The sequence below is a fragment of the Achromobacter sp. GbtcB20 genome, from assembly GCF_019091095.1.
Lineage (GTDB): Bacteria > Pseudomonadota > Gammaproteobacteria > Burkholderiales > Burkholderiaceae_B > Achromobacter > Achromobacter mucicolens.
The window spans coordinates 74,817-89,973 of record NZ_JAGXJZ010000007.1; the positions used below are offsets into that span (position 1 = coordinate 74,817).

The window sequence follows — 15,157 nt, forward strand, 5'->3', positions numbered from 1 at the left end:
TATTCTTGCATATCCCGGCAGCGCTTGGAAGAAAACTGTGTAAATACGACCAAAGCGTCGTTTATTGGAACTCGTACCTGTCCCCCGCACGCAAAACGGCCCGCACGGATGGCAGGCAGTCATCGTACACAGGGCATTTGGGGGTCTTTCCCCGGATCACGGGGAGGAAGGGGCTTCAAACGGACCTTTAGACCCGCCGGCAGATAAGACACAGACGGCGGGCCGGGCGCGGACGGCAGTACCTGAGGGGGCGGGCCCCCCTCGCGGCGGGGTCAGAACCGGGTACTGCGCGTGACCGACCAGCGGGCAGACAGCGCGCCGAGCGCGGCGGAGGCGACGACCGCGCCGATCAGGACGGGGGCGCCCGGCAGGTGCAGGGCGAACTCCGCCCCGTAGCTACGCGCCAGTCCCAGCAGGGCCTCGTTCAGGGGCGACAGCGCGACCGCCGCGACCCCGATGGCCAGCAAGGAGGCCAGGGCGCCGGACAGCGCACCCAAGTAAAGGAACGGCCGGCGCACAAACGATTCGGTGGCGCCGACCAGCCGCGCCACGCCGATTTCCTCGCGTTGCGACAGCGCCTGCATGCGCACGGTGTTAAAGACCGTGGCCAGCACCACGACCGCCACGCACGCGGCCAAAAATCCCAGCCCGATCCGCGCAAAGCGCAGGATGGCTTCCAGCCGCTGGACCCAGGCGCTGTCCAGCTGGACGAGGTCCACGTGGTTCCATTGCTTCCAGGCCGAGGCCAGCGTATCGGCGCGTCCGGCCAGGTTGTCGCCATCGGCCAGCGTGACGACGACCGCATCGGGCAGCGGATTGCCGGGCAGCACGGCCAGCGCCTCCTGCCAGGCGGGGTTGGCGCGCAGGTCGGCCAGCGCGCTTTCGCGGCCCACCACGCGCACGGCGCGCACGTCCTGCGGGTAGTCGTCCTTGATGCGCTTGGCCACGTCCGCGGCGGCGCCCGCCGGGGCGTCCACACGCATGAAGACGGTGACCTCCGGCGTGACGGACATTTCCCGCGCCACGGGTTGCACCGACACCAGGATGGCGCTGCCCAAGAGCGGCAGCGCCAGCGCCAGCGCCATGACCAGCAGGTTGGCGAGCGAGGAGAAGGGTTGTTTGATCAGCCGGCGCAGCGTGACCAGCAGCGCGTAGCGATGTTGCCGCAGCCAGGCGTTCATGCGGACTCTCCCGGATGACCAAGGCCTGGCTCGGTGCGGGCGGCGCGTGCCGGCGCAGCCTGTGCGGCCATGCCGTCCGTGGGGGTGGCGGGGCCGTGGGAGTCGGCAAACTTGCCCGGCTCGATCCGCAGGGTGCGGGTGGCGTAGCGCGCCATGAGTTCCTGGTCGTGCGAGGCGATCAGCGTGGTGACGCCGACGCGGTTGAAGTCGCGGAACACGTTCATGATGCGTTGCGCGTTGTCGTGGTCGAGGTTGGCGGTGGGTTCGTCCGCAATCAGGATGGCGGGCCGGTTGACGATGGCCCGGGCGATGGCCAGGCGCTGCTGTTCGCCGCCCGAAAGCTCGATGGGGTTGAGGTCTTCCTTGCCCGACAGGCCGACCTTGTCCAGGGCGGCGCGCGCGCGCGACGCGGCGGAATCCCAGGGGTGGCCCTGGACCGCCAGCGGCAGCATCACGTTTTCGAACGCGCTTCGATCGAACAGCAGGTGCGTGTCCTGCAGGATGACGCCGACCGCGCGGCGCAGGTAGGGCCGGGCGCGGGCCGGCAGCTTGTCCAGCCGCTGCCCGTTCACCTGGATGGACCCCCGGCTGGCGGGCTCAAGACCGCCGATCAGCTTGAGCAGCGTGGACTTGCCGGCGCCGGATGGCCCCGATACGAAAACGAATTCTCCCGCGCTCACGCGGAAGTTGATGTCGGCCAGAATATTGCGGCCGCGACCATACGATTTGAATACGTGCTGGAATTCGATCATGGCGGCTGTCAGATGAAGCCGCCATAGTAACTCGGGGACAGTAAGGTGGCCTACATCTCTTGGCGCGGTCAGAGCCTACGCGCATCATTCGGCCGGCTGAAACACAGGTTCGTAAGTCTGAAAGCGCGTCCCTGTTTTTAGTCAAAAACAGCGTTTCATTTCATCCAGTGTCCCTATATTTCAAGGGAATTCCCGGATGCGCCGCGTGCTTTTCGGACGCTACCATCCGCCCCATGCGTGGGCCCAACCCGGCCTTTGCTTTGGATTCGCTTCATCCCACACGGAGATCACGATGAAAGTACTGAAACTCGCTGCCATTGGCGCTGCCCTGTTCGCTGCATCCTCGGCTGCCAATGCGGGCGCAACCTTCGATAACGTCAAGAAGAAAGGGTTTGTCCAGTGTGGGGTTTCGACGGGCATTCCGGGGTTCTCCATCGCCGACAGCAAGGGCGAATACAAGGGTATCGACGTGGACATGTGCCGCGCCATCGCCTCGACCATGTTCGGCGACGCGACCAAGGTCAAGTTCACGCCCTTGAACACCCAGCAACGCTTCACCGCGCTGCAGTCCGGCGAAGTCGACGTGCTGACCCGCAACACCACCGTCACGCTGACCCGTGACACGACGCTGGGCCTGATCGGCGTGGGCGTGAACTACTACGACAGCCAGGGCGTCATGGTCTCCAAGGACCTGAACGTCAAGAGCGCCAAGGAACTGAACGGCGCCACCATCTGCGTGCAGCCGGGCACCACCACCGAACTGAACCTCGCCGACTGGTTCCGCAGCCAGAAGATCGAATTCAAGCCGGTCGTGATCGACAAGTACGACGAAATCATCCGCGCCTTCTCGGCCGGCCGTTGCGACGCGTTCACGACCGACAAGTCGCAGCTCGCCTCGACCCGCACGACGCTCGAGAATCCGGACAAGTTCGTCATCCTGCCGGAAGACTTCTCGAAGGAACCGCTGGGTCCCATGGTGCGCCAGGGCGACGAGCAGTGGTTCAACATCGTGCGCTGGTCGCTGAACGCCATGCTGGAAGCCGAGGAATACGGCATCACCAAGGCCAACGTCGACGAAATGCTCAAGAGCCCCAACCCCAACATCCAGCGCATCCTGGGCGTGACCCCGGGCATGGGCAAGAACCTGGGCGTGGACGACAAGTGGGCCTACAACATCATCAAGAACGTGGGTAACTACGGCGAAAGCTTCGAAGCCACGCTGGGCAAGAACAGCGCGATGAAGCTGGAGCGCGGCTTGAACGCTTCGTACAAGCAAGGTGGCTTGATGTACGGCTGGCCGGTGCGCTGACGCGCGGCTGCCTGGCATGGCGGAGCACGGCTCTCCGTCATGCCTAGGGCCTGTCTGCACAGGACGTGTATTCTGGACAGGCCCTAACCCGCCTTCGGGCGGGCGGCAGAAGTGGGTGGCGCGGCTTTCCGGGCCTGCCACCCGGTGTCCGACTTCTGTAGATTCATCATGATGACTCCCAACAAAAACGCCCCGATTTCGGCACCCCCACGGCGTCTGAACTGGAACGATCCCGGCGTACGCTCCGTGGTCTACCAGGTAATTGCGCTGACCGCGGTAGCCTGGGCCGTGTGGTTCCTGGTTTCAAACACGCTCCACAACCTGTCCGTGCGCAACATCGCCACGGGCTTCGGCTTCCTGAACCGCGAGGCGGGCTTTGCCATCGGCGAAACCGCCATCGCCTATTCCCCCTCTGACACATACGGCCGAGCCATCGTGATCGGCCTGCTCAACACGCTGCGCGTCGCCGTCCTTGGCATCGTGCTGGCGACCATCCTGGGCACGCTCATCGGCATCGGCCGCCTGTCCAAGAACTGGCTCGTGGCCAAGATCACCTCTGTGTATGTCGAGGTGATGCGCAACGTGCCGCTGCTGCTGCAGCTCTTCTTCTGGTATGCGCTGATCACCGAGAACATGCCGGGTCCGCGCCAGGCGCACAATCCGCTGCCGGGCGTGTTCATTTCCAACCGCGGCCTGAAAGTGCCGGCGCTGGAAGGCAACTCGCTCGACTGGATGCTGGCCGGGCTGGGACTGGCGATCGTCGCGATCATCATCCTGGGCCACTATGGCAAGAAGCGCCATGAGGCCACCGGCCACATGTTCCCGCTCGGGCGCTGGGCCATTGGCCTCTTGATCGGGCTGCCGTTCATCGGCTGGCTGGTCAGCGGCGCGTCGCTGACGCTGGACATGCCTGAGCTCAAGGGCTTTAACTTCTCGGGTGGCCTGACGCTGTCGCCGGAATTCGCCGCGCTGCTGGCAGGTCTGGTGATCTACACGTCGGCGTTCATTGCCGAAGTGGTGCGCTCGGGCATCCAGGCGGTCAGCAACGGCCAATGGGAAGCCGCGGGCTCGCTGGGCCTGCCGCGCTCGAAGGTGCTGCGCCTGGTGATCCTGCCGCAGGCGCTGCGCGTCATCATCCCCCCGATGACCAGCCAGTACCTGAACCTGACGAAGAACAGCTCGCTGGCCGTGGCCATCGGGTACCCCGACATCGTGTCGGTCGTGAACACGACACTGAACCAGACAGGCCAGGCCATCGAGGGCATTCTCATCATCATGGGCGCGTACCTCACGGTCAGCCTGTCGATCTCGATCTTCATGAACTGGTACAACAAGCGCATCGCGCTGGTGGAGCGTTGATATGAGCAGCACTACGCATACCCCCAGCGAAGCCCTGCCGCCGCCCAGCAACCAGACCGGAGCCTGGGCGTGGCTCAGGACGCGTCTGTTCTCGTCGCCGCTGAACATCCTCATCACGGTGCTGCTCGCGTGGTTCCTGCTGATGGCGGTTCCGGCGCTGGTGGAATGGGCCTTCATCAAGGCCAACTTCACCGCGTCCAACGCACAGGAGTGCCGTGCCTCGGGCGGCGCCTGCTGGGCGTTCATCATTGAAAAGCACCGGCTGATCCTGTTCGGCACCTATCCCTACGATGAACAATGGCGGCCGCTGATCGCCACCGTCATCCTGGTGGGCGTGATCGTCTGCAGCGGCATCCGCCGTTTCTGGAACTGGAAGCTTGCCGTCATCTGGACCGTGGGCCTGACCGCCGTGGCGCTGCTGATGTGGGGCGGCGTGTTCGGCCTGACCTACGTGGAAAACGCGCGCTGGGGCGGCCTGCCGCTGACGCTCATCCTGTCCACGTTCGGCATCGCCTTCGCGTTTCCGATCGGCGTGCTGCTGGCCTTGGGCCGGCGCTCGAAGATGCCGGCGATCAAGGCGCTGTGCGTCGTGTACATCGAGCTGATCCGCGGCGTGCCGCTCATCAGCCTGCTGTTCATGTCGTCGGTAATGCTGCCGCTGTTCCTGCCGGAAGGCTTTTCGATCGACAAGCTGCTGCGCGCGCAGATCGCCATCATCATGTTCGCCGCGGCCTACATCGCGGAAACGGTGCGGGGCGGTTTGCAGGCGATTCCGAAGGGACAGTACGAGGGCGCGGATTCGCTGGGCCTGAACTACTGGCAGCAGATGCGCAAGATCATCCTGCCGCAGGCGCTCAAGATCGTGATTCCGCCGCTGGTCAGCATCTTCATCGCGCTGTTCAAGGACACGTCGCTGGTGGTGATCATCGGCATTTTCGACCTGACGCTGGCGGCCAAGGCAGCCTTGTCCGATGCGGCATGGCGCGGATTCGGGGTGGAAGCGTACCTGTTCATTTCGCTGATCTACTTCGTCTTCTGCTTCTCCATGTCCAAATACAGCCAGGCGCTGGAAAAACGCCTGGCCACGGGTCACGCACGCTAGCAATTTGCCGCGCGTCCGCCGCCAGGCGGGCGCGCACCGCGATACTTACGGGAGTACAGGCATGTCGGATGCCATTATTCGTTTGCAGGACGTGAACAAGTGGTACGGCCAGTTCCACGTGTTGCGCAACATCAACCTGGACGTGGCGCCAGGCGAGCGCATCGTGGTGTGCGGACCTTCGGGTTCGGGCAAGTCCACGATGATCCGCTGCATCAACCGCCTTGAAGAGCACCAGAAGGGCCACATCATCGTGGACGGCACGGAGCTCACCAATGACCTGAAGCACATCGAGACGATCCGCAAGGACGTGGGCATGGTGTTCCAGCATTTCAATCTTTTCCCGCATCTGACGGTGCTGGAAAACCTGACGCTGGGACCCATGTGGGTGCTCAAGAAGCCGCGCGCGGAAGCGGAAGCCACCGCAATGAAGTACCTGGAGCGCGTGCGCATTCCGGAGCAGGCCAAGAAGTTTCCGGGCCAGCTGTCGGGCGGCCAGCAGCAGCGCGTGGCGATCGCGCGGTCGCTGTGCATGAACCCCAAGATCATGCTGTTCGATGAGCCGACGTCGGCGCTGGATCCGGAAATGGTGAAGGAAGTGCTGGACGTGATGGTGAGCCTGGCCCAGGAAAGCGGCATGACGATGATCTGCGTGACGCACGAAATGGGTTTTGCGCGCAAGGTCGCGAACCGCGTGATCTTCATGGACCGCGGCGAGATCATCGAACAGAACACCCCGGACGAGTTCTTCGACAACCCGCAGAACGAACGGACCAAGCTCTTCCTGAGCCAGATCCTGCACTGATCGCGCGCTGATCCGCCAAACCGCCTTCGGGCGGTTTTTCTTTGGGTGGCGTTCGGCAAACCCGGGAAGTCGGGGGGATATTCCAGGTATCCCTTTGTTACGGCAGCCACGTGCGTGGGGTATGCTACTGACCGCCATTGATTACGGAGTGAGGAGAACACACCATGACGAATACCCCCCGCAGCGCCGTGCGCCGCGCCCTGTTGCAAGGCGCCGTGGCGCTGGCCGCCACCCTGCCTTTCGGCGCCCCGGCGCTGGCGCAGGCCGCTGACTTCCCGACCAAGCCGATCCGCTTCGTGGTGCCTTACCCGCCCGGCGGCCCGCTGGATACGATGGCGCGCATGCTGGCCGAGAAGGTGCGCGGTTCGCTGGGTCAGCCGGTGATCGTGGAAAACCGTTCGGGTGCGGGCGGCAATATCGGCGCGGACCTGGTGGCCAAGGCGCAGCCTGACGGCTACACGCTGGTGATGGGCGCGGTGGCGACGCACGCGATCAATCCGTGGCTGTTCGCCAACCTGCCGTACGACCCGGTGAAGGATTTTGCGCCGGTGACGATCGTGGCGGCGGTGCCGAACGTGCTGGTGATGAATCTGGAGTTCGCGCAGAAGAACAAGATCGAGACGCTGGCGGACTTGATCGAATATGCGAAGAAGAATCCGGGCAAGCTGAATTACGGTTCGGGCGGCAATGGCAGCGCGGGCCACCTGTCGGGCGAGCTGCTCAAAGCGCGGGCCGGCATCAATGTGGAGCACATCCCCTACCAGGGCGCGGCGCCGGCGCAGTTGGCGCTGCTGTCGGGCCAGTCGGACTTCATGTTCGACAATCTGGCGGCGTCGGCGCCGCTGATCAAGGACGGCAAGGTGAAGGCGCTGGCCGTGACGACGGCCAAGCGCTCGTCGTTGCTGGCTGATGTGCCGACCGTCGAGGAATCGGGCGTGAAGGGTTTTGACCTGGGCACGTGGTTCGGCGTGTTCACGACGGGCGGCACGCCGGCGCCGGTGGTGGCGAAGCTGAACAAGGCCTATGCCGAGGCGATGGGGCAGGCGGATGTGAAGCAGCGTCTGCTGACGATGGGCTCCGAAGCGGGCCCGATGACGCCTGAAGCGTTTGCTGATTTTGTGAAGGCCGAGAAGGCGAAGTATCAGGAGATCGTGAAGATCTCGGGTGCTAGCTTGAATTGATGGCGCTGGCAACGGGCATCTTTTTTACGGGATGCCTGTTGCGATGCAGTTTTGCGGCCCGCCGGGATGCTTTCCTGGCGGGCGTTTTGTTTTCTGATGGTGCGTGGATGCTTTCCGGTCGGGGGCTTTGCTTTCTGGTGACACCTGGATGCTTTCCGGTCGGGAGCTTTGCTTTCTAGTGACGCCCGGCGCGTCGCCGGCCTGTGGCGCGCGGGGCTACGATTGCGGTCCGGAGCCTTCGCTCCGGACTGCCCCTTCGTCATCTTCGTCCAGGCCTTCGGCCTTCCCTTCAGATTCCCTCGGGCGCATCTACACGCCCCGCGCACCACAGGCCGCCGCCACACCGGGCTCGGGTGAATTCAGCTTGGCGGGCGCTGGGGCGGGTGGGGTTCTTGAGGTTCTTGCCGGCGTCGACTGGGTTTGAAGCGTCTTGCGGTGCCCGCCCCGCCTCGGCCGCGCGGGCGGCCTGGCGGGGCATACGCAGTGTCTTGCGTCGGGGCGATGACGCTGCGCGCTGTTGCGCCAGGTGTCTGACACCCTCAGAGACGCCGCTCCGAGCCAGGGCATAGGCGACCCGCGTGTCTGACACCCATCGAAGCGCAAACCCATGCACGGCGCGAAACGCCCATGCGCCTACCTCAAACCGCCGGTCCCTTGATCAGCCACTGCAACATCCTTTGCAGCGAAGCCCGGTCATATTCCGCATCGGTCAACCGGTATTGCTCCGGATCACGGTTCGCCCACGAATCAGTCACCGTCCACGCATCGCCGTCCTGCTCCAGCCGCAGCGCGTAGATCCAGTTTCCGGTCCAGCTGCGATGCAAACGCAGCCAGCCGTCATGCAGGTAGATGAACCATTTGTCTTCCATCTTCTGCGGAATCACGCCGTGCTGCAAGCGGGCGTACTCGTCGGCGGTATAACGCCCCTGAAAATGCAGCGGTTCACGTTGAGCGGGCGCGGGCAGGTGTTTCCAGGAGTCTTGGGTGGCAATGGGCATGAATGGGCTTCTGTTCTATGCTGGTTTTTTCGCATCCTACCAAGGACCCGCCCTGCACCTGCAAGCCGCGATTCCGATTCTGCGCATTTTCTCCGTTGAAAAGGCGCGCGATTTCTATCTGGATTTTCTGGGGTTCACCTGGGATTGGGAGCATCGCTTCGAAGCGGGCTTTCCGCTGTATGCGCAGGTGCATCGGGACGATCTGGTGCTGCACCTGTCGGAGCATCATGGCGATGCGACGCCGGGGTCGGCGGTGTTTGTGCGGATGCAGGGCGTGGATGCGTTTCACGCTGAGGTCAGCGCGAAGCAGTACGCCTACATGCGGCCTTGCGTGGAAGAAATGCCGTGGGGGCGCGTGTTGGCGGTGATCGATCCGTTTAGCAACCGGTTGAGCTTTTGCGAGTCGCAGGATTAGCGGTGGGCGCTACACGCCGAGGTAGCGGTGCGCCAGTTCGGGTTGCGCGGCCAGTTCGGCGGGGCTGCCTTGCCAGACGACGCGGCCCTTTTCCAGGACGTGGTGGCGGTCGACCAGGGTGGCCATTTCCTTGAGGTTCTTGTCGATCACCAGAATGGTCTGGCCTTCTTCCTTCAAGCGGCGCAGGCAGTTCCAGATTTCCTGGCGGATGAGCGGCGCGAGGCCTTCGGTGGCTTCGTCCAGGATGAGCAGGCGCGGGTTGATGAGGAGGGCGCGGCCGACGGCGAGCATCTGTTGTTCGCCGCCCGAGAGCGTGCGGGCCGATTGGGTGCGGCGCTCTTTCAGGCGCGGAAAGAGGTCGAAGACGCGGCCGACGTGCCAACCGGCGCGGGTGTTGCGGGCGGTGGCGATGAGGTTTTCTTCGACCGATAGTGATCCGAAGACGCGGCGGCCTTCGGGGACAAGGCCGATGCCCAATTGGGCGATGCGGTGCGGGGCCATGCCGTTGATGGGTTTGCCGTCGAGCAGGATGCTGCCGCCCTGTGCGGGCAGCATGCCCATGAGGGTTTTGACGGTGGTGCTCTTGCCCATGCCGTTGCGGCCGATCAGGGAGACGACCTGGCGCGGCGCGATGTCCAGGTCGACGCCGAAAAGCACTTTGCTGGCACCGTAGCCGCCTTGCAGTTGTTTGACTTGCAGCATCAGTTTTCCTCGCCCAGGTAGGCGGCGCGCACGTCGGGATGGCGGCGCACCTCGTCGGGCGTGCCGGTGAAGATCGTCTTGCCGTAGACCAGCACGGTGACGCGATCTGCCAGCGCGAAGACGGCGTCCATGTCGTGTTCGACCAGCAAGATGGCGTAGCGGCCCTTCAGGGTCTGGAGCAGGGCGGTCATGCGCTGCGATTCCTCGGCGCCCATGCCGGCCATGGGCTCGTCCAGCAGCAGGACGGACGCGTCAAGCGACAGCGCCATGGCCAGTTCAAGCTGGCGCTTTTCGCCGTGTGCCAGCGCCGAGACGCGCACGCCGGCGCGGTCGCCCAGGCCAACGCGTTCGAGGGCGTCGCGCGCGGGCTCGCGCAGCCGCGCCATGCGCCGGGCGTTGCGCCAGAGGTTGAAGCCGCCGGGGCTATGCGCCTGCACGGCCATGGCGACGTTGTCTTCGGCGGTGAAGTCGGGATAGAGCTGGCTGATCTGAAAGGAACGGGCCAGTCCGGCGGCTGGGCGCTTGTGGGCGGGCATGCGCGTGATGTCGCCGCCGTCGAGCCAGATACTGCCGGCGTCGGGCAGGATCTCGCCGCTGATCTGTGACAGCAGGGTGGTCTTGCCCGCGCCGTTGGGACCGATGAGGGCGTGCAGTTCACCGGGCCGCACGGCCAGGTTGACGTCCTGCGTGGCGTGCACGGCGCCAAAGGATTTCTGCAGGCCGCGGATTTCCAGTTTGGGTTGCGACGTCATTGCTTGCCTCCCGCCAGCCAGCCGTATACGCCACGCTTGCCAAAGAGCACGACCAGGACCAGCACGGGCCCCAGGATCAGCATCCAGTGCTCGGTCCAACCGGTGGCGACCTGTTCCAGGCCCAGGTAAACGGCCACGCCGAGCACGGGACCGAAGATGGAGCCCATGCCGCCCAGGATGACCATGGCCATGAGTTCGCCCGACTTCTGCCAGGCCGACATGTCGGGGCTGACGAAAAGCGCGTAGTTGGCCCACAGCGCGCCCGCCAGTCCGGTGCCGGCTGCCGACAGCACGAATGCAGTGAGGCGGTAGCGCAGCGGGGCGAGACCCAGCCCGATGCTGCGGCGCGGGTTCTGCTTGATGCTCTGCAGGGCCATGCCGAAGGGCGAGTTGACGATGCGCCGGCACACGATGATCCACGCGGTCATGAGCGCCAGGCAGACGTAGTAGAAGGTGGACGGATCGTTCAGGTTCAGGCCGGGCAGCGTGTTGCGCGCGTCGATCGACAGGCCGTCGTCACCGCCGTAGATCATGAGCCCGACGAGGATGAAGTACAGCATCTGTCCGAACGCCAGCGTGATCATGATGAACTGCACCCCCGAGGTGCGCAGCGACAGAAAGCCGACCACCAGGCCCAGAAGGCCTGCGACGGCGACGGCCAGGGGCCACATGACCAGCGCGGCGTTACTGCCGCTCCAGCCGAACAGCGTCTCGCCCTGGTTCACGTGGAAGGCGGCGATGCCGATGACGTAGCCGCCCAGGCCAAAGAACGCGGCATGGCCGAAGCTGACCATGGCGCCGTAGCCCAGGATGAGGTCCAGGCTGACGGCGGCGATGGCGTAGATGAGAAAGCGCGTCATGAGGTTGACGAGAAAGCTCTCGCCGGTGGCCGACGCGATGGCCGGCACCAGCACGAAGAGCAGCAGCCCGATGGTGTTGACGATGACGCTGCGGTTGATGCGCGGCCTGCCTGTGGAGCAGGTGTCTGACACCCCCGATGCACGGTCGTGCCGTGCGGCGTTTGCGTGCTGGGTGTCAGACACCGGGGCAATCGCGGCAGACGGTGGAATTGATCTGGTCATGAATATCGTTCCTAGCGCTGGGCCGGCACCAGTCCGCGCGGCTTGAACAGCAGCACGATGGCCATCAGGATGTAGATGCTGGCGGACACGAGACTGGAACTGGCCGAGTCCGACAATTCAGGCGGCAGCAGGCGCGACATCCAGAAGGGGATGTAGGCGCGCCCCAGCGCGTCGGTCATGCCGATCATCAGCGAGCCCACCAGCGCGCCGCGCACGGAGCCCACGCCGCCCACCACGATGACGACGAAGGTGGTGATGAGGATGCGTTCGCCCATGCCGATCTCCACGGCCAGCAGGGGCGCGGCCATGACACCGGCAAAGCCGCAGAGCAACGCGCCCAGCGTGAAGATCAGGGTGAACAGACGCTGGATGTTCACGCCCAGCGCATCGACCATTTCGCCGTCGTCGGCGCCCGCGCGCACCAGCATGCCGACCCGCGTGCGCGAGATCAGCAGCCACAACCCCAGCGCGACGAGCGCGCCGGCGCCAATGAAGGCCAGCCGCATGATGGGATAGTTCAGGCCGGGCAGGAGCGCGATGGACCCGGACAAGAAGGGAGGGATGTCCATGAACGGCGGGCTGCGGCCAAACAGCACGGTGACCAGTTCATTGGTGAAGAGCGTCAGCCCCAGCGTGGCCAGCACCTGATCCAGGTGATCGCGCCGGTACAGATGACGGATGACCAGCAGCTCGATCACCAGGCCGTACAGCGCCGCGCCCGCCAGCGCGGCCAGCAGGGAAGCTGCGAACGACCCGGTGGACGCCGCCGCGCTGGCGGCGCAGAACGCGCCCACCATGTAGAAAGAGCCGTGCGTCAGGTTGATGACGTTCATGATGCCGAACACCAGCGTCAATCCCGCCGACAACAGAAACAGCAAGGCGCTGTATTGCAGGCCGTTCAGGACCTGCTCCAGGAACATCAGCATTGCGACTCCTTCTTGGGAGCGTCTGTGTAGTGAGGCTGCGCGGCGCCGGCGAGCCCGGCGCCGCGCAGCCTGTGCCGCGTCATTGCATCTTGCAGTCGGCCGCGTGCACGTCGGTGTGGTCGCGCGCCAGCACCTTCAGGTTTTTATAGACGAGCTTGCCGTCGGGACCCGCTTCGATGTGCAGCAGATACCAGTCCTGGATGGGGTGCTGGTTCGAGCCGAACTTGAACTTGCCCCGCACGCTGGGAAAGTCGGCGCGACGCAGGGCGTTGCGAAAGTCGTCGGGCTTGCCGGTGATGTCGCCATTCACGGCTTTCAATGCGGAGCCGATCAGGTTGGCGGTGTCGTAGGCCTGGGCCGCGTACGCGGTGGGCGGGCGGTTGTAGGCCTTGGTGAAAGCGTCGACGAAGTGCTTGCTCTGCGGATTGTCCAGGTCGGCGCTCCACAGCGAGCTCAGGTAAAAGCCCTTGCCGGCGGTGCCGGTGGCTGCCAGCATGCGGTCATCCATCGAGTAGATGGGCGTGATCATCTTGATCTTGTCGGCCAACCCGGAATTGGCGAATTGCTTGGTCAGGTTGATGCCCGCGCCGCCCGGATGAAACTGAAAGATGGCATCGGGGTTGAGCGAGCGGATGCGCGCCAGTTCCACCGAGAAGTCGGCCTGTTCGAGCTTGGTGTAGATCTCGTCGGCGATCTCGCCTTTGTGGGTGCGCTTGAATCCGGCAATGGCGTCGCGCCCGGCCTGGTAGTTCGGGGCCATGATGACGACGCGCTTGGCGCCCAGTTCGTTGGCGGCCATGCCGGCGGTGTCGGCGTACGAGTCGTTCTGGAACGCCACGGCGAAGTAGTTGGGATTGCAGGCCTTGCCGGCGTAGTTGGAGGGGCCGGCGTTCAGGCTGACGTAGAAGGCGCCCGCGTTCAGCACGGTGGGGCCAACGGCGGCCATCACGTTCGAGAAGTTGATGCCGGTGAAAAGGCGCACGCCGCCCTGCACCATCTTGTCGGCGATCTGCTTGGCGTTGGCGGGCTTGAGCGCGTCATCTTCCACGCGCACGTTGACCGGCACGCCGCCCAGCTTGCCGCCGCCTTCCTTGACGGCCAGCATGAAGGCGTCGCGCTCGTCCTCGCCGATGTAGCCGGCAGGCGTGGACAGGGTGCCGATGAAACCGATGTCCACCGGTTTGGGCTGCGCGCTGGCCGCGTACGAGGCCAATGACAGCATGACGGCGGCGGCGCCGCGGATGGTGCTTTTGTGCATCGTTGTCTCCTCTGGTGCTTTTCTTGCACTCGTGCTTGTTGTGCTGCGCTGTGTTGATACCGCTTGCCCTGCTGTTTCCTGTCCTGCTGTTTGGCTATCGGTTGTTATTGCGGCGGCTTGGCCGCCAGGCAGTTCTCCACTTTCCACCCGTACAGCCACTGCAACGCGTCGTAGAACTGGGACTGGCTGCGCCCCGTCCACAGCATGTTGCGCACGGTGCGCTCCACGCCGCGCGCGTGGTAGAGCCTGCCCATCTCTCGCGTTGACCACACCACGCGCGCGCTGCGCGGAATGCGCACCGATTCGTACAGCCGGAAGGCGGCCGGCAGGTCGTGATCGCACTGCCGGATCGCCTCGCCCAGCGTCACGGCGTCTTCCAGCGCCATGCAGGCGCCCTGGGCCATGTATTGCGTCATGGGGTGGGCGGCGTCGCCCAGGATCGTGACGCGTCCCTGGCCCCACTGCTCCACGGGTTCGCGATCGGCGGTGGCCCAGCGTTTCCACGAGGTCGGCCGGTCCAGCATCTGGTGCGGTGTCGGATGGATGCCCTGGAAGTAGGACAGCACCTCGTCCTTGCTGCCTTCGCGCACGCCCCATTCCTCTTTCTCGCGGCTATGGAAGGTGACGACCAGGTTGTATTGCTGGCCGCCGCGCAAGGGGTAGTGCACCAGATGGCAGTGTGGACCGGCCCACAGCACGGGCGCGTTGATGCGCAGCTCTCGCGGCATGTTGTCCTGTTCGACCACGGCGCGATAGACGACGTGGCCCGTTACGCGCGCCGGGTCACCCACCATGCGCTCGCGGATCACGGACTTCACGCCGTCCGCGCCCACCACGGCGTCGGCGCGGTAGCGGTTGCCCTGCGTGTCCACCACCTCCACGCCGTGTTCGTCCTGCGACATGCTGGCGATCTGCGTGGACGTGCGGAACTGGATCAGCGGGTCCTGCTGCACGGCCTCCAGGATCGACAGATGAATGTCGGCACGATGGATGACCGCGTAAGGGCCGCCAAACCGCGCGCGGAACGCCTCGCCGGTGTCGATGCGCACGACCTCCTTGGCGTCCACGGCATCCATCATGATGATGTGATCGGTGAAGACGGCTCGCTCGCGCGCCTTGCGGCCCACGCCCAGGGCGTCGAGCGCCGCGAACGCGTTGGGCCCGAGCTGGATGCCGGCGCCGATCTCGCCGATATGCGCTGCCTGCTCCAGCAGTTGAACCGCGATGCCTTGCCGCGTCAGCGCCAGCGCGGCGGCCAGGCCGCCGATGCCGCCGCCCACGACGATCACGGTTTGCGTTTTGGCCTTTGCAGCCTGGTTTTGCGTCATGTCGGAATCC

15 protein-coding genes are annotated in these 15,157 nt (G+C 64.8%); 6 read left to right on the top strand and 9 right to left on the bottom strand.

Going from position 1 to position 15,157, the window contains the following annotated elements; translation table 11 throughout:
- Window positions 1–272: 272 nt before the first annotated feature.
- Complete coding sequence (locus KVT32_RS11825) at window positions 273–1,181, bottom strand: ABC transporter permease (protein WP_063954607.1); 909 nt, start codon at window positions 1,179–1,181, stop codon at window positions 273–275.
- Entirely contained in the window at window positions 1,178–1,933 is a 756-nt protein-coding gene (locus KVT32_RS11830; protein ID WP_056320486.1) for a cell division ATP-binding protein FtsE, read from the bottom strand. Before KVT32_RS11830 ends, KVT32_RS11825 begins: the two co-directional genes overlap by 4 nt.
- A gap of 292 nt (window positions 1,934–2,225) precedes the next feature.
- Between KVT32_RS11830 and KVT32_RS11835 the strand changes: the two genes are divergently transcribed.
- From KVT32_RS11835 to KVT32_RS11855, 5 genes are all read left to right on the top strand, one after another.
- Window positions 2,226–3,242: an amino acid ABC transporter substrate-binding protein gene (locus KVT32_RS11835; protein ID WP_062841275.1), complete on the top strand. Its 1,017-nt coding sequence runs from the start codon at window positions 2,226–2,228 to the stop codon at window positions 3,240–3,242.
- Window positions 3,243–3,410: 168 nt separating this feature from the next.
- On the top strand, window positions 3,411–4,601 hold the full coding sequence (locus tag KVT32_RS11840) for an amino acid ABC transporter permease (protein ID WP_142052683.1): 1,191 nt from the start codon (window positions 3,411–3,413) through the stop codon (window positions 4,599–4,601).
- A 1-nt stretch (window position 4,602) separates the two neighbouring features.
- Window positions 4,603–5,703, top strand: coding sequence for an amino acid ABC transporter permease (locus tag KVT32_RS11845; protein WP_063954610.1), 1,101 nt, complete (start codon window positions 4,603–4,605; stop codon window positions 5,701–5,703).
- A 61-nt stretch (window positions 5,704–5,764) separates the two neighbouring features.
- Window positions 5,765–6,505: an amino acid ABC transporter ATP-binding protein gene (locus KVT32_RS11850; RefSeq protein WP_056320495.1), complete on the top strand. Its 741-nt coding sequence runs from the start codon at window positions 5,765–5,767 to the stop codon at window positions 6,503–6,505.
- A 164-nt stretch (window positions 6,506–6,669) separates the two neighbouring features.
- A complete protein-coding gene (locus KVT32_RS11855; RefSeq protein ID WP_056320497.1) occupies window positions 6,670–7,686 on the top strand; it encodes a tripartite tricarboxylate transporter substrate binding protein in 1,017 nt (338 codons plus the stop codon).
- Window positions 7,687–8,324: 638 nt separating this feature from the next.
- On the opposite strand, the gene KVT32_RS11860 is transcribed toward KVT32_RS11855, so the two are convergent.
- The gene (locus KVT32_RS11860; protein WP_217618245.1) at window positions 8,325–8,684 is read right to left on the bottom strand and encodes a hypothetical protein; all 360 of its coding nucleotides are present in this window, start codon (window positions 8,682–8,684) and stop codon (window positions 8,325–8,327) included.
- Between the two features lie 52 nt (window positions 8,685–8,736).
- On the opposite strand from KVT32_RS11860, the gene KVT32_RS11865 reads away from it, so the two are divergent.
- The gene (locus tag KVT32_RS11865; protein WP_217618293.1) at window positions 8,737–9,099 is read left to right on the top strand and encodes a glyoxalase superfamily protein; all 363 of its coding nucleotides are present in this window, start codon (window positions 8,737–8,739) and stop codon (window positions 9,097–9,099) included.
- Window positions 9,100–9,108: 9 nt separating this feature from the next.
- Here the strand turns inward: KVT32_RS11865 and KVT32_RS11870 are convergent, their stop codons facing one another.
- From KVT32_RS11870 to KVT32_RS11895, 6 genes are all read right to left on the bottom strand, one after another.
- Window positions 9,109–9,801, bottom strand: coding sequence for an ABC transporter ATP-binding protein (locus tag KVT32_RS11870; RefSeq protein ID WP_056320504.1), 693 nt, complete (start codon window positions 9,799–9,801; stop codon window positions 9,109–9,111).
- A complete protein-coding gene (locus KVT32_RS11875) occupies window positions 9,801–10,553 on the bottom strand; it encodes an ABC transporter ATP-binding protein (RefSeq protein WP_152382788.1) in 753 nt (250 codons plus the stop codon). Before KVT32_RS11875 ends, KVT32_RS11870 begins: the two co-directional genes overlap by 1 nt.
- Window positions 10,550–11,512, bottom strand: a complete 963-nt coding sequence (locus tag KVT32_RS11880; RefSeq protein WP_152385372.1) for a branched-chain amino acid ABC transporter permease — start codon at window positions 11,510–11,512, stop codon at window positions 10,550–10,552. Before KVT32_RS11880 ends, KVT32_RS11875 begins: the two co-directional genes overlap by 4 nt.
- A gap of 134 nt (window positions 11,513–11,646) precedes the next feature.
- Window positions 11,647–12,561, bottom strand: a complete 915-nt coding sequence (locus KVT32_RS11885; protein WP_152382787.1) for a branched-chain amino acid ABC transporter permease — start codon at window positions 12,559–12,561, stop codon at window positions 11,647–11,649.
- Window positions 12,562–12,640: 79 nt separating this feature from the next.
- Window positions 12,641–13,819 carry an ABC transporter substrate-binding protein gene (locus KVT32_RS11890; RefSeq protein WP_217618246.1) on the bottom strand — a complete coding sequence of 393 codons (1,179 nt, stop codon included), beginning with the start codon at window positions 13,817–13,819 and terminating at the stop codon, window positions 12,641–12,643.
- Between the two features lie 104 nt (window positions 13,820–13,923).
- The gene (locus KVT32_RS11895) at window positions 13,924–15,147 is read right to left on the bottom strand and encodes a 3-hydroxybenzoate 6-monooxygenase (protein ID WP_175156214.1); all 1,224 of its coding nucleotides are present in this window, start codon (window positions 15,145–15,147) and stop codon (window positions 13,924–13,926) included.
- Window positions 15,148–15,157: the final 10 nt, after the last annotated feature.

Excerpts from the sequence above, each read along its gene's own strand:
- KVT32_RS11825 (WP_063954607.1), bottom strand. The coding sequence starts at position 1,181 with ATGAACGCCTGGCTGCGGCAACATCGCTACGCGCTGCTGGTCACGCTG.
- KVT32_RS11830 (WP_056320486.1), bottom strand. The coding sequence starts at position 1,933 with ATGATCGAATTCCAGCACGTATTCAAATCGTATGGTCGCGGCCGCAAT.
- KVT32_RS11835 (WP_062841275.1), top strand. The coding sequence starts at position 2,226 with ATGAAAGTACTGAAACTCGCTGCCATTGGCGCTGCCCTGTTCGCTGCA.
- KVT32_RS11840 (WP_142052683.1), top strand. The coding sequence starts at position 3,411 with ATGATGACTCCCAACAAAAACGCCCCGATTTCGGCACCCCCACGGCGT.
- KVT32_RS11845 (WP_063954610.1), top strand. The coding sequence starts at position 4,603 with ATGAGCAGCACTACGCATACCCCCAGCGAAGCCCTGCCGCCGCCCAGC.
- KVT32_RS11850 (WP_056320495.1), top strand. The coding sequence starts at position 5,765 with ATGTCGGATGCCATTATTCGTTTGCAGGACGTGAACAAGTGGTACGGC.
- KVT32_RS11855 (WP_056320497.1), top strand. The coding sequence starts at position 6,670 with ATGACGAATACCCCCCGCAGCGCCGTGCGCCGCGCCCTGTTGCAAGGC.
- KVT32_RS11860 (WP_217618245.1), bottom strand. The coding sequence starts at position 8,684 with ATGCCCATTGCCACCCAAGACTCCTGGAAACACCTGCCCGCGCCCGCT.
- KVT32_RS11870 (WP_056320504.1), bottom strand. The coding sequence starts at position 9,801 with ATGCTGCAAGTCAAACAACTGCAAGGCGGCTACGGTGCCAGCAAAGTG.
- KVT32_RS11875 (WP_152382788.1), bottom strand. The coding sequence starts at position 10,553 with ATGACGTCGCAACCCAAACTGGAAATCCGCGGCCTGCAGAAATCCTTT.
- KVT32_RS11885 (WP_152382787.1), bottom strand. The coding sequence starts at position 12,561 with ATGCTGATGTTCCTGGAGCAGGTCCTGAACGGCCTGCAATACAGCGCC.
- KVT32_RS11890 (WP_217618246.1), bottom strand. The coding sequence starts at position 13,819 with ATGCACAAAAGCACCATCCGCGGCGCCGCCGCCGTCATGCTGTCATTG.
- KVT32_RS11895 (WP_175156214.1), bottom strand. The coding sequence starts at position 15,147 with ATGACGCAAAACCAGGCTGCAAAGGCCAAAACGCAAACCGTGATCGTC.